The organism is Nitratireductor lacus (assembly GCF_056431025.1).
On record NZ_JBWKMB010000023.1, the window covers coordinates 21,836 to 35,149 of the forward strand.

At 60.0% G+C, this 13,314-nt stretch carries 13 protein-coding genes; 10 read left to right on the forward strand and 3 right to left on the reverse strand.

The features are described from left to right. Window positions 1-70: 70 nt before the first annotated feature. The 10 genes from AC07E3_RS17665 (at window position 71) to AC07E3_RS17710 (ending at window position 10,281) form a co-directional block, all read left to right on the forward strand. The gene (locus tag AC07E3_RS17665; protein ID WP_478363708.1) at window positions 71-1,072 is read left to right on the forward strand and encodes an SIS domain-containing protein; all 1,002 of its coding nucleotides are present in this window, start codon (window positions 71-73) and stop codon (window positions 1,070-1,072) included. A 62-nt stretch (window positions 1,073-1,134) separates the two neighbouring features. After that, window positions 1,135-2,184 (forward strand): TRAP transporter substrate-binding protein DctP, encoded by a 1,050-nt coding sequence (dctP, locus tag AC07E3_RS17670; protein WP_478363710.1) that lies wholly within the window; start codon window positions 1,135-1,137, stop codon window positions 2,182-2,184. 166 nt (window positions 2,185-2,350) lie between these two features. Beyond that, window positions 2,351-2,824 carry a TRAP transporter small permease gene (locus tag AC07E3_RS17675; protein WP_478363712.1) on the forward strand — a complete coding sequence of 158 codons (474 nt, stop codon included), beginning with the start codon at window positions 2,351-2,353 and terminating at the stop codon, window positions 2,822-2,824. After that, complete coding sequence (locus AC07E3_RS17680) at window positions 2,821-4,095, forward strand: TRAP transporter large permease (RefSeq protein ID WP_478363714.1); 1,275 nt, start codon at window positions 2,821-2,823, stop codon at window positions 4,093-4,095. Before AC07E3_RS17675 ends, AC07E3_RS17680 begins: the two co-directional genes overlap by 4 nt. 8 nt (window positions 4,096-4,103) lie before the next feature. Further along, window positions 4,104-5,054, forward strand: a complete 951-nt coding sequence (locus AC07E3_RS17685; protein WP_478363716.1) for an ornithine cyclodeaminase family protein — start codon at window positions 4,104-4,106, stop codon at window positions 5,052-5,054. Window positions 5,055-5,247: 193 nt separating this feature from the next. Continuing rightward, a complete protein-coding gene (locus AC07E3_RS17690; RefSeq protein ID WP_478363718.1) occupies window positions 5,248-6,276 on the forward strand; it encodes an IS110 family RNA-guided transposase in 1,029 nt (342 codons plus the stop codon). A gap of 511 nt (window positions 6,277-6,787) precedes the next feature. Beyond that, window positions 6,788-7,825, forward strand: a complete 1,038-nt coding sequence (locus AC07E3_RS17695; RefSeq protein ID WP_478363720.1) for an ABC transporter substrate-binding protein — start codon at window positions 6,788-6,790, stop codon at window positions 7,823-7,825. Beyond that, window positions 7,822-8,859: a FecCD family ABC transporter permease gene (locus AC07E3_RS17700; RefSeq protein WP_478363722.1), complete on the forward strand. Its 1,038-nt coding sequence runs from the start codon at window positions 7,822-7,824 to the stop codon at window positions 8,857-8,859. The genes AC07E3_RS17695 and AC07E3_RS17700 overlap by 4 nt, the downstream gene beginning before the upstream one ends. Further along, entirely contained in the window at window positions 8,856-9,620 is a 765-nt protein-coding gene (locus tag AC07E3_RS17705) for an ABC transporter ATP-binding protein (protein WP_478363724.1), read from the forward strand. The genes AC07E3_RS17700 and AC07E3_RS17705 overlap by 4 nt, the downstream gene beginning before the upstream one ends. A gap of 187 nt (window positions 9,621-9,807) precedes the next feature. Continuing rightward, the gene (locus AC07E3_RS17710) at window positions 9,808-10,281 is read left to right on the forward strand and encodes a tyrosine-type recombinase/integrase (RefSeq protein ID WP_478363769.1); all 474 of its coding nucleotides are present in this window, start codon (window positions 9,808-9,810) and stop codon (window positions 10,279-10,281) included. A 68-nt stretch (window positions 10,282-10,349) separates the two neighbouring features. Here AC07E3_RS17710 and AC07E3_RS17715 read toward each other — a convergent pair whose 3' ends face one another. From AC07E3_RS17715 to AC07E3_RS17725, 3 genes are all read right to left on the reverse strand, one after another. Next, window positions 10,350-11,255, reverse strand: a complete 906-nt coding sequence (locus tag AC07E3_RS17715) for a LysR family transcriptional regulator (RefSeq protein WP_478363726.1) — start codon at window positions 11,253-11,255, stop codon at window positions 10,350-10,352. A gap of 122 nt (window positions 11,256-11,377) precedes the next feature. Then, window positions 11,378-12,034: an RraA family protein gene (locus AC07E3_RS17720; protein WP_478363728.1), complete on the reverse strand. Its 657-nt coding sequence runs from the start codon at window positions 12,032-12,034 to the stop codon at window positions 11,378-11,380. A 12-nt stretch (window positions 12,035-12,046) separates the two neighbouring features. Beyond that, window positions 12,047-13,279 carry an aminotransferase class I/II-fold pyridoxal phosphate-dependent enzyme gene (locus AC07E3_RS17725; protein WP_478363771.1) on the reverse strand — a complete coding sequence of 411 codons (1,233 nt, stop codon included), beginning with the start codon at window positions 13,277-13,279 and terminating at the stop codon, window positions 12,047-12,049. Window positions 13,280-13,314 lie beyond the last annotated feature (35 nt).

A 13,314-nucleotide genomic window follows, 5' to 3' on the forward strand; every position in this document is an offset into this window, starting at 1 on the left:
AACGTTCCCACAATGACTCCATGGTGTCAACAAGGTCTCCGGTAAGGGGAGGCTGTGCAGAGGAATTGGTATGAAGCGTGAATTGAGCCCGGATGTGCAGATGGCCCTGGAGGCGATCGGGCAACGCGAGATCACCCATGTGTTTCTGGTTGCTTGCGGTGGATCCCTGTCGATCATGCACCCGGGAAAATACTTTATCGATCGGCATTTCGAGACGATCACATCCGATCTCTACAATGCGGATGAATTCATTTGCCGCCATCCCCGTCATCTGGGCGAGAAGGCGCTGGTGATCCTTTGCTCGCAGACGGGCACCACGCGGGAGACCGCGAACGCTGCCAGGTTTGCGCGTGAGAACGGCGCTGTGACCGTGGCCATGACGCTCGATCTTCAATCCCCTTTGGCCGAGGCGGCAGACCATGTGGTGCGCTACGATGCGCCCTACACAACTGGTGTTCCGATCGACCCTGCAGACAGCAATTACGCTGTTCTCTACATGGTTTTGGCGGGCCTTTTGCGCCAGCGGGAAGGGCGCGATGTTGTCTCCTCGCTTTTGTCCAGTCTCGGCAATCTGCCGTCGGCCATCGATCAGGCAAAGAGCGTCTATGAAGATCGCTTCGAAACCTATGCGGACCGGTTCAAGGACAGTTCGGTCATCTACACTGCGGCCAGTGGCGCCGGTTATGGGGCTGCCTACTCCTTCGCCATCTGCGTGTTGATGGAAATGCAATGGATCAACTCGCAGGCCATTCACGCGAACGAGTTCTTTCACGGACCTTTCGAGGTCGTCGATGAAAACACCAATGCCATTCTCCTCATAGGGATGGATGAGACGCGGCGCATCGAAGAGCGCACGCGCGATTTTCTCTATCGGTTCGGTGATCGCGAAAGGATCATGGTTCTGGATGCAGCCGAGCTTGATCTGAGTGGGATCGACGCGGCGTTCCAGGGCTATCTCGTACCACTGGTCTTCTTCGATGCCCTTTGGGGGTTTGCCTACAAGCTCGCCCAGCGCCGCAATCACACCATGCTCGAAGCACGACGCTACATGAAGAAGATCCACGATTACTGAGGGGAAAATCTGAGCGCGGCGGTGGAAACATTGCCGCCGCGAACGCAGTGAGAAGGCGCTCATTGCATGAGACGGGCGCGCTAAAACGGAGGAGCATCATGGGGAACAGAAACATGAACTTGATCAAACGTCGAAGCATTCTGGGCAGCATTGCAGCTGGCGTGGTGATGGCGGTTTTACCTCCCGCTCATGCTGCGGAAGTCACCTTGCGCATTGCCTCGGTCAATCCGCCCACAGCGGATTCGGTTGTCATGGTGGAAAAGGTCGCCGAACGCATCACCGAGCGTACTGAAGGCCGCGTCGCCTTCCAGCTTTTTCCTTCAGGGCAGCTTGGCTCGACCAGTGATTCACTGGAGCAGGCAAGCCAGGGGCAACCCATCATTACCTTTACCTCGGCCTCCTTCATGGCCACTTTCGGCGTACCGGAACTGTCCGTCGTTGAAGGCCCGTTCATCATTGATGACGGTGAACAGGGGGAGCGCCTCGCCAATTCGGACCTGATGCAGGGCTACTATGACCAGTTGGCTGAAAAGGCGGCAATCCGGGTTCTTGCGATCAACTGGTTTGATGGGCCCCGTCACATGATCGGTGATGCACCCTATGTGGAGCCGGCCGATTTGAAAGGTGTGCGGATGCGGGTGCCACCGGTGGAAACATGGCTGAAGACGTTTGAACCCCTTGAGGTCATTGCGACGACGGTCGAGGCGGCGGAGGTCTACTCGGCTTTATCGCAGGGCGTTGTGACAGCTGCCGAGGCGCCATTGACCGGCCTTCGTGCGAGCCGCTGGTATGAACCGGCAAAACACCTCACCTTGACCGGGCATTTCAACCTCTTCACTGGATGGGTGATGAGTGAGGCTGCCTATCAGTCGATCAGCGATGAGGACCGCGCGATTCTTGTGGAAGAGTTCCGTCAGGGCGGGCGTGAGTTGACAACTCTGTCGGAAGAGAAGGCCGCAGAGATCCGCAAGGAGTTTGAAGCCGCTGGCGTCACGTTCCACGATGCCGACATCGATGCCTACCGCAAAGCGACGGCCGGCTTCTACAATAGCTTTCCGCAATGGCCTGAAGGGCTCTACGACAAGGTCCGTGCCGCCGCTACCGGAAATTGACTTGAGGGTCGCTTGAGGGTCGGTGGTGTGTTGGGGCAAGCCGTGATTGTCATCGACCCCAAGTGAACGGCGGCGGTGTTCTCAACAGCGGGACATCGTCGCCGATCACTTGACCTGACAACATAACAATGCGGGCGAGGGGATCCCGGGAGGAAAGGTGAGGGGAGTGCTGCACAGGTTCTTTTCCGTTGTTGGTTCGGTCATCCCGGCCATCCTGCTGGGCGTTGTTCTGCTGGTCGTAAGCGCCAATGTTCTCGCGCGCGGATTGTTTGGCCTCACCTTTCACGCAGCGCATGATCTCGCGCTGGTGGCCTTTGCCGGTGTCGTGTGGTTCGGCGTCGTCGGGGCGGCCCTCAATGGCCAGCTCTTTGGGGTGAGCTTTTTCTCCAACCGTTTGCCACCCCGTTGGCGCCTTGCTGTGCAGTTGCTGGTCCACGCCATTGTCACCGTCATTGCACTCGCGGTGATCGATGCCGCACAGGCACAGATCGCCACGGCGCGCTTCACACGCTTTCTCGCTCTGGGGTGGCCAAAATGGATCGTGTCTGCAGGACTCCTGGCAGCCATGGCCGTGCTGATCCTCGTTCAGATCACACAGGCGTGGGAGCGTTTGAAGGCGGGTCCGGAGGATCGGCCTTGACCCTCATTGCGATTGTCTTCCTGCTGCTTCTTGTTCTCGGAACACCGATCGCCTTCGTTCTGCTGGGAACATCGGTCGCCTATTTCGCCGTGAACCCGATGATGGCGAGCATTGTGGCTCAACGCATGTCCTCGGCACTGGAATCCTTTCCGCTTCTGGCCGTCCCCTTCTTCGTGGTCGCAGGCGCCGCCATGGCCCGTGGCGGCATTGCTGAGCGCCTCTATGGTTTTGCCAATGCGCTGGTCGGGCATTGGTGGGGTGGTCTGGCGCAGGTGGCCGTGATGAACTCCCTGTTTCTGGGTGCAATGTCGGGATCGTCCAATGCCGACGCAGCCATTGATGCGCGCACGATTGCCCCGATCATGCGCGACAAGGGGTATTCCAACGGTTTTGCCTCCGTCATCAGTGCGGCATCCGGTGCCATTGCGCCGATCATGCCGCCAAGCATTGGCCTCATCATCTACGGCTTGCTCACCAACACCTCGATCGGGCGGCTTTTTCTCGGTGGTGTCGTGCCGGCCTTCCTGATCACGGGAGCGCTTCTGGTGACGGTGCGGCTCATCGCCAAGCGGCGCGGATACCGGCCGGAGCGCGAGAAAAGAGCCCCCGCGACCGAGGTTCTTGGCCGCGGGCGCGCTGCCCTGTGGGCACTGGCCATGCCCGTCATGCTCATCTTCGGGCTGCGCACCGGCTGGTTCACCCCGACGGAACTGGGTGCTATCGCCGCAATCTATGCATTCGCGGTCGGCCTTGTCATCTACCGTGGGATCGGACTTGGCGACACATACGGTCTTCTGCGTGAATCCGCTCATACGACTGCGAGTGTTCTGTTCATCGTCGCCTCCGCCAGTGTCTTCTCGATGATCCTCGCACTGGAGCAGATTCCTCAGCAGATTGTCGGTGCACTGCTTGTCATCTCCGACAATCCGCATGTGGTTCTTCTGATCATCATGCTGGGGCTGCTTGCCCTTGGAACCGTTCTGGAAGGGCTGGCTCTGCTCGTCATCCTTGCGCCACTGCTTCTGGAGGTGACGAGCCTGCTCGGGATCGATCCCGTCCATTTCGGTGTTCTTCTGGTCTTGAACACCACCATCGGGTCACTGACACCGCCGGTCGGAACGGTGCTTTACACCGTCTGCGCCATCACGCGTTGTTCGGTGGAGGAATACACCCGCGAGGCATTGCCCTTCCTGGCGGCGTTGGTGGCGGTCCTTCTTCTGCTGGCCGTCTTCCCACCACTGGTCACCGCCTTGCCCAATCTTCTTTTCTGAGACCTTTCATGCAATACATCGATGCTCAAACCGTGCACGAAACTCTTGACTATGCCTCGCTGATCGACGCGCTCGAACAGGCGCATCACGGGGTTATGCCGGAGACGGCCAACCTGATTGCGGATGAGCCTGAGGGCGGGCCGAACAAGTTCGTGACGCTCGTTGGCTGGAATCAGCAGGACATCATCGTGGTCAAGATGGTCGGGGTATTCCCTCAAAACCTGACCCTCATGCCGCCGCAGGCCTCGGTGCAGGGCCTCGTGTGCGTTTTCGACGCTCGGACCGGCACCCCGCTTTTGGCTGTAGATGGCGAGGCCATGACCTTCCGCAAAACCGCAGCCGATTCAGCGCTGGGCGCACGACTTCTGGCAAGACGGGACGCAGAGACGCTGCTCATCGTCGGAGCGGGCGGTCTTGCGCCGCATATGGTCGCTGCCCACCGCGCTGCCCGGCCCGGCATACAGCGCGTCCTGATCTGGAACCGCACACATGATCGGGCGAAGGCGCTTGCTTCATCTATTGAAGGTCCAGTAACCGCGCAGGCTGTCGAAAACCTCGACGAGGCTGTCTGCCAGGCGGACATCATCTCCTGTGTAACCATGGCCGAGGAGCCGCTGGTGAAGGGGCGTTTGTTCAAACCAGGCGTCCATCTGGATCTCGTCGGTGCCTATTTGCCCCATATGCGCGAGACTGATGACGAGGCCATGAGACGCGGCACGATCTTCGTCGATACCCGTCAGGGCATGGAGGGTGCGGGCGACCTCGCCCGTCCGGTTCGTGACGGCGTCATCGATTGGGACGACGTGAAGGCCGATTTCTTCGAATTGTGCTCTGATGTGAAATCGGGGAGGCAATCTGAGGAAGAGATCACGGTGTGCAAGAATGTGGGCGGTGCCCATCTGGACCTGTTCACGGCTAGACTTCTTGCGGAAAGAGCGGGCCGAACTGCGGTAGTCTAGCTGGATGCGCCGCAAAAGCGACCGCACAATGTCACGGGCGGGAGGAAGTGTATGCCATCCATTTCGTGTAGTTTCGACGCGAGCCTCGGGCCGCGCAGTGCGTGGAACGGTTTGACCTAATGGGATGAACTGCCTTCCTACCCCGAACGCGGCTATCTTCGCGGGCAAATGGTGGAGCAGAAGGAGCATCCTGATGGTTATCGCGGTTCTTGGTATCGATCTTGGAAAGACGATCTGCAGTATTGCTGGCCCGGATGAGCGAGGCACCTTGGTTCTGAGCAGGCGCATTCAGCGCTTCCGACTGCTGGACCTTCTGTCTTCGTTACCGCCCTGCATTGTTGCCATGGAGGCCTGTGGTGGTGCCCATCATATCGGACGCTTCTGCGTCGAGCAGGGCCACGAGCCGCGACTGATGTCGCCGCTTTATGTGCGCCCCTATGTAAAGGTGCACAAGAACGACGACCGGGATGCTGAGGCAATCGCAGAAGCGGCCACACGTCCAACCATGTCATTTGTCGCGGTGAAGTCCGAAGAACAGCTCGATCTACAAGCTTTGCACCGCGCCAGAGAGCGTCTGGTGCACAACCGGACCCGTCTGATCAATCAGGCACGTGGATTCCTGATGGAGCGCGGAGTTCGCATCGGGACCGGTCGGCACGTGTTTCAGCGGGCTCTTGGCCAGTTGATCGCCGATCCCTCGAAACAGCTGTCACCGGCGATGATCGCGATCCTCTCGAACATGGCCGAGGAATTGACTGCGATCAATGATAGGGTCGCGGATTTCGATACGGAGATTGCAGCGCATGCACGCAGCAATGCGGACATGCGGCGCTTAATGGAGATACCGAGCATCGGTCCGACTATTGCAAGTGCACTTGTTGCCGCTGTTGGTGACGGTGGATGCTTCGCGAAAGCCAGGGATCTATCGGCCTGGCTCGGCCTCGTGCCGCGTCAGATCACGACTGGTGGCAAAGCCAGGCTGATTGGAATCTCGAAGCACGGCAACAGATACCTGCGAAAGCTGTTTATCCATGGTGCGCGAACAGTCCTCCATCTTGTGAAGGATAGAACGTCGCCCATTGCCCGATGGTCAGATGGCTTGAAGGAACGAGCACATGTGAACGTCGCGGCCGTCGCGATGGCAAACAAGCTCGCACGCATCGCATGGGCCGTACTGACAAAGGGGGAACGGTATCGGCACAGCGCGCTCGCTGGCGCATGATGGTGACGATGTGAACACGATCGACTGAGAAGGAATCTGCGAGCGGAGTGAAGATGGATCAACGGCCAATCGGCGTTTTGTGAGCCTGACGGGGAGCATGGCCTTCGAGTGCCGATGACCTAGCGAGACACAGCGCGCGCGACTTCTCATCTTGGTCAGGGGTAATCACGATCCCCGAACAAAGACCGAATACATAGAAGCAGGGTCAACGGAACATCGACAAATCGCTTGCACGGGAAGGCAGTTCATACATTGCGCCCCTGAGACCGTGCTTTAGAGCCACAGTGAGTTGTCGCGGAAGCGGACATACGTGCGCCCATACCACATGTCGAAAGGAGGCTTGAACACACGAGTCGGTGTGTCGGCTCAGTCGCTGAGTGTCAGGTGCTTGTCTGTCGCGCATCTGTAGCAACACAGCGGATATTGAAAACATGATGGAATCTCTCTTGTTTTTAACGCGATCCCCAAGTAATCGGTGCCTCGCGGTTTTAGTCGGAAACGGAGTCTACGGATGCGGAACAAGAGTCTGGTCGTTGCAGGGAGCGTCGCCGCGTCACTGGCTGCCACGGCAGTACAAGCGGAAACCACCTCCTATCCCCTTACAATCGAGAATTGCGGGCAGAGCGTCACGTTCGAACAGGCACCTCGGAACGCAGTGGCGCTGGGACAGAACAGCGCCGAGATCATGTTGCTGCTTGGCCTCGATGACCGGATGGCGGCGACAGCTTTCTGGCCGAATAAGGTTCTTCCCGAGCTCGAAGAGGCCAATGAGGAGGTCGAGGTGCTGACGGTCGAGTTCCCAACGCTCGAATCCGTCCTGTCGAAGCAACCCGATTTTGTGGCGGCGATGTTGACAACACTGCTGGGCCCGGACAGCAAGGTGGCCAAGCGCAGCGACTTCGAGGACCTTGGCATCCCGACCTATCTTTCGCCGAGCGCCTGCTCGGTGGTGGCCGACACGGAAAATTCCAGCAACAGTGCGTCGACCAGCGTCTACGGTCTGCGCGAAGACCTGTGGTCGATGGATCTGCTCTACAAGGAGATCAAGGATATATCGCATATCTTCGACGTCGCCGACCGTGGCGAGGCGCTGATCTCCGACTTGAAGGCGCGCGAGGCGGCACTGCGCGATGAATTTCCCGCGCGCGGCAACCTGACCTTCCTGTTCTGGTTCTCCAGCTCGTCGCCCTCCGACGACGCCTATCTGGCCGGCGGTAACGGGCCGTCCGGCTACATAGCCCATCTTCTCGGCGGCTCGAACGCCTTGAAAACCGAAGCGGAATGGCCCGCACTCGGCTGGGAGGGCATCATGGCTTCCGACCCGACTGTCATCGTAGCGGCGCAGGTCGACCGCGAGCGCTGGGGGCTTGACGAGGCTGACAACAAGATCGCGTTCCTGACCTCGGATCCATCCGTCAGCCAGATGGATGCCGTCAAGGATGGCCGCATCGCGGTCATGAGCGGCGCGGCCATGAATCCGAGCATCCGCACACTCTACGGCGCCGAGGAATTGGCTCGGCAGCTCAGGACGTTCGATCTGCCGCAATGACCGCCGACGCACGGGACGGGGGCGCGTTCAAAATCGCCCTGTCCCTCATTTTGTCCATGGCCGTTCTCGTCATCGCGATCGCATTCGCGACCGCGATCGGCGATTACAACATCGCTGTTCGCACCGTCTTCCTGGCGGTGACGAACGAACTCGGCCTCACGTCGGCCGAAGTTCCCCCGATCGAGCAAAGCGTGGTCTGGAACCTGAGGTTGAGCCGGGCACTGGTCGCGGCGCTGGCAGGCGCCGGTCTGTCGCTGTGCGGCGCCATCCTGCAGGCACTTCTGCGCAACGCGCTAGCCGAGCCGTTCGTGCTCGGCGTTTCCGCCGGGGCTTCCACGGGGGCGGTGTGCGTGATCGTGCTGGGTGTCGGCGCGGGAAGCCTGTCGCTATCCCTCGGCGCCTTTTCCGGCGCGTTCGCAGCCTTCGGGCTGGTAGCGATCCTATCGAACGGCGCCACCAGCGGGCCAAACCACACAATTCTCGCCGGTGTCGCCGCATCGCAGCTCTTCAACGCGCTGACCTCTTATATCGTCACCACATCGGGCAATGCCCAGCAGGCGCGCGACGTGATGTTCTGGCTGCTCGGCAGCTTCGGCGGCGTGCGCTGGCCCGACTTCCAGCTTCTCGTGGTCGTCGTCATCGTAAGCCTCGCCATCTGCATCTGGATGGCACGTGCACTCGATGCCTTCACCTTCGGAGACGAAGATGCGGCGGCGCTCGGGGTGCCGGTCGCGCGCATCCGCCTCGTCCTGTTTGCCGCAACTGCGATGGTGACGGCAACGATCGTCAGCATGGTGGGCGCGATCGGGTTCGTCGGCCTCGTCGTGCCTCATGCGGCTCGATGCGTCGTTGGACCGATGCATTTGCGGCTGCTTCCAGCGTGTGCCGTCGTCGGTTCGGTCTTCATGGTCGTCGCCGATATCGTCTCGCGGGTGATCGTCGCGCAGCAGACCATTCCGATCGGCGTTGTCACGGCTCTCGTCGGGGTACCGTTCTTCGCCATCATCCTCTACCGAGCGAGGCCGCAGACATGAGCGTTGTCGCGCAGAATCTCGTTTGGGGTGTCAGAGGCAAGACGATCATCGACGATGTGTCGCTAGCCATTGCGCGGGGCGAGACGCTGGGCTTGATCGGCCCCAACGGTTCCGGAAAGTCATCGCTGTTACGGCTCTTGGCGGGTTTGAAGCGGCCCCATGCGGGGCGAGTGGAAATCAACGCGGAGGACATCGCGCGAGTGCCCCGCCGCGCGTTGTCCAGGCAGGTCGCTTTCGTGCAGCAGAACGCGACGACAGACACCAATGTCACCGTCCGCGATGTCGTACGGCTGGGGAGAACGCCGCACCGATCCGCCTTGGCTGGCTGGGCGGCGGCCGATGAAGCCGCCGTCGCATCGGCACTCGACCGCGTTGAGATGGCCGCGCATCAAGCGCAGGCATGGCAAACATTGTCGGGCGGTGAACGCCAGCGTGTGCACATAGCGCGGGCCCTGGCTCAGACACCACAGATCATGTTCCTCGACGAACCCACCAATCACCTCGATATCCATCATCAGATCGAGATCATGCGCATGGTCCGCGATCTCCACCAGACAAGTGTCGTGGCCCTGCACGACCTCAACACCGCCGCCATGTTCTGCGACCGGATCGTGGTGCTGCGGTCAGGGTCCGTCGTTGCCTACGGATCGCCGGAAGCCGTGCTAACGGAAGACATTCTACGCGAAGTATTCCGGGTGAAGGCGCATGTCAGTCGGCTTTCACACCATAGCCGCCCGCATATCCGTTACCTAGCGGAGTGATCCCAGAGCCCGCCTCACAAGACGCACAATGTCTCGCCGAATTCGAACCACAAGCACCTGGCGAGTACACTTCGTGTCGGGATCCTCGTCTCCGTGGCCGCGTTCCAATTGCTATCCGATGGAAGAGGACGGTCCCCTCCCGACACAGCGACCGCCGATGACATCCGGCACTACCAGTTGCATCAGCATGAGACCGGCGTGTGCCCGCCGACGATTAACAGCACGGTTTCGGCGCTGCGCTTCTGCTTACGGTAACGCTGAACCGGCGGGATCTTGCGCGAACTCTGGTCATAACCCGCAGTCCGCGCAATCTGCTAGAGGTGCTGAGCGTGGAGGAAGTTGCACGCCTGCTCGAGGCAGCGCCAGGCATCAAACACAAGGCAGCGCTCGGTGTACCTATGGCGCGGGCTTGCGTGTCTCCAAGGGCGCTCATCTCAAGGTCGACGATATCGACTTGACCCGCATGCTGATCCGCGTCGAACAGGGCAAGGGACGCAAGGACCGTAACGCCATGCTCTCGCCGCAACTCCTGGAGCTTTGCGTCTGTGGTGGCGTGTGTCCGACGTCAGCACCAATGAGACAATTTGGGCTTAACGGAGAAGGGAGGATTTCTGGGTTGCCGAGATCGTCCAAATCCATCCTGGCCATAGGGCAGAGGTAGTGCAGATCGTTCCATCCGGAGCCTAAATCACCCGCAAGTCTCGGACGGATCCCGAAACCCAACAATCCTCATTGGGACTCTGCGAAAAAGGTCCGAAAATCGCAACTTTGTTGCGCCATTTCGGCAATGCGCTTCTTGAAACTCGAACTGCGGTCATGGCGATAGAGAACCGCATAGCGCACATGCGGCAACCTGATTTGTGTGGGGATGTGTTTCAGCCTGCCATCTTGCACGAGTTGCGAGACTGCCGGCACCGGGAGGTAACTCACGCCGAGGCCTGAAACCGTAAAGCCGATCTGCGCCAGCATGCTTTCGCAATGGATTGTCTTGGAGGGCGTGATGTTGTGCTCGGAGAGCCAGCGGCCATAGACAAGGCCGGTTCCGGATCGTGTGCCTTGAACTAGCATTGTAAAGTTCGAAAGCTCTTTTAGCGATAGAGGATCCTCACCCGTATGCGATTCCGGTACGCCCATCCAGGCATTTTCCACGGCCTTCAGCGGCACCGTAACGCAGCGTGAATCGTTGAACACATCTGGAATGACGATCAGGTCAATCGTGTCGTCCATAAGACGATCAAAGAGCGTTGCACTGAGCTCGACTTCCGGCTCGATGCTGACGCGGGGATACTCTGTCTTGATCTCCTTCACGAGCTGGGGAAGCCAGGTCATGGCGGTCAGCTCCGTGACCCCAAGCCGGAAATGCCGGATCAGGACTTGGCTTGAGCTGATACGCTCGATGAAATTGTCGCGCTCCTCAAGAAGGGACCTGGCGTAATGCAGGATTTCCTGCCCCTTCTCAGTCAGCCGCGCGGTGCGCTTGGAGCGGTCGAAAATCTCGACGCTGAACTGTTGCTCCAGCTCCTGCACCCGCTTTGAGATCGCCGACTGCGTCGTATTGAGGCGATCGGCAGCGGCTGCAAAGCTCCCGAGCTCGGTGATCCAGTAGATCGCTTCAAGCTGTTTGAAGGTAATCAAGCGGTCGCACTCCCTCTGCCGGCCTAACAGGTCCGGCATACACTCTGCGGATTATCCCGTCACGGGCAAGAGCCCGCCAAGGATGTGCTCGCAGAAGAAGGAGGTGCCCTGACATGCTGCGGTCAGGCAGCAGGACCAGAGGGTTTGCCATAAGCGCCCTTGTATGTGCCTTCGGCAATGCTCTTCATGATCTCGGCTTCCTTTGCCTCCTGCGCGCGCACGCAGCTCAGCAATTCTCCGGCAATCGATTGCGGAAAGGCTACGATCCCGTCCTCATCGCCGACCACGATGTCTCCCGGTTCGATCACGAAGCCTCCGATGGAAACGGGAACATTGATCTCACCTGGACCATTCTTGTAGGGGCCGCGGTGGATGGCCGAGCGGGCGAAGCAGGGAAACGAGCTTTGTGCGAGTGCGCCAGCGTCGCGGATCGATCCATTGATGACGAAGCCCACGGCTCCGCGTGATGCACCGATAGAGGTCATGATCTCGCCGACCAGTGCACGGTTTTCATGTCCTTCGCCATCGACTACAAGGACTTCTCCCGGACGTATCTGCTCCAGCGCCTTGTGAATGAATAAGTTGTCGCCTGCTGCCACGCGCACGGTCAGGGCCGTGCCTACCATCACTTCGCCTGTCTTGTGGAAGGGGCGCAGCCCGATGGCTCCGGGCACACGCTCGAGATTGTCGCTGATGATCGCCGTAGCGCTGGAACGAAAGGCTTCGATGATGGCGGGGTCCGCCTGAGCGGCATTCGGGAAAATGCGGTTTCCGATCATGATCCGGGCCTTTCACGCGGTGGCCGACTGGCGGGGTTCGTTGGCAAAAAGTGCTTCGCAGGCGGTGACGACATTGGCGCACCCCTGCTCAATGATTTCCATGCCGGTAGCGAAGGAAAAGCGAATATAGGGCGAGAGCCCGTAGGCGCTGCCATCCACCACTGCGACATTGGCGGCTTCCAGCAGATAGAGAGCCACGTCCGTGTCGGTTTTGAGAACCTTGCCGGCCGGTGTCGTTTTGCCAATAAGTCCGGCCACGCAAGGGTAGAGATAAAAAGCGCCGGAGGGTGCACGCACATCGAGGCCGGGCGCTTGCCTGAGAAGCTCGACCATCCTGTCGCGCCGCTTGCGATAAAGCGCGGTCGCCTCCTCGATGCAGCTCTGGTCGCCGTCGAGCGCCGCGACGGTCGCCGCCTGGCTGATGGAACTGGGACAGGTGGTGCTTTGGCTGAGCAGCTTGGTCATGGCATCGATCAGCGGCTTGGGGCCGACCGCATAGCCGACGCGCCAGCCTGTCATTGCATAGGCTTTGGAAACTCCACTGATGAGAAGCGAGCGCTCGGCGAGATCGGGCGCCACCTCGACGATGCTCGGTGAGCGCTCGCCTTCATAGAAGAGATTTTCGTAGATCTCGTCGGTCATGATCCACACATGCGGATAGCGGCGTAAGACGTCGGCCAACGCGGCGAGTTCCTCGCGGGAATAGAAAGCCCCGGTGGGGTTGTTGGGCGCGTTGAGCACCAGCCACCGCGTGGCCGGTGTGATGGCCGCTTCGAGCGCTACTGGAGTGAGCTTGAAGTCATCTTCGGCGTCTGCCGTGGCGATCACCGGGCGTCCGCCCTGCAACCCGACGATATCGGGATAGGAAACCCAATAGGGAGCCGGAACGATGACATCAACGCCGGCCTCGACGGTGGTTGCGAACGCTTCGTAGATAAGCTGTTTTGCGCCGCAGCCGACGACCACGTTTTCGGCCTTGCAGGCAAGCCCCTTCTCGCGGGCGACTTTGCGGGCCACCGCTTCGCGCAGGGCCGGCGTGCCGGCGGATGCGGTGTAATGCGTGTCGCCGTTCCTCATGGCTGAAATCGCCGCTTCGACGATGTGCGGCGGCGTTGGAAGGTCCGGCTCGCCGATGGTGAAATCCAGGATCTTGCGGCCCGCCGCCTCCAGCTCCGTCACCATCTTCTTTGCGGCGATACTCGCCGACGGCTTCAGCATGATGACTCTCTCAGCCAGTTTCAGCATCATTTCCCATACCTCATCGTATGCGCCATGCGGCG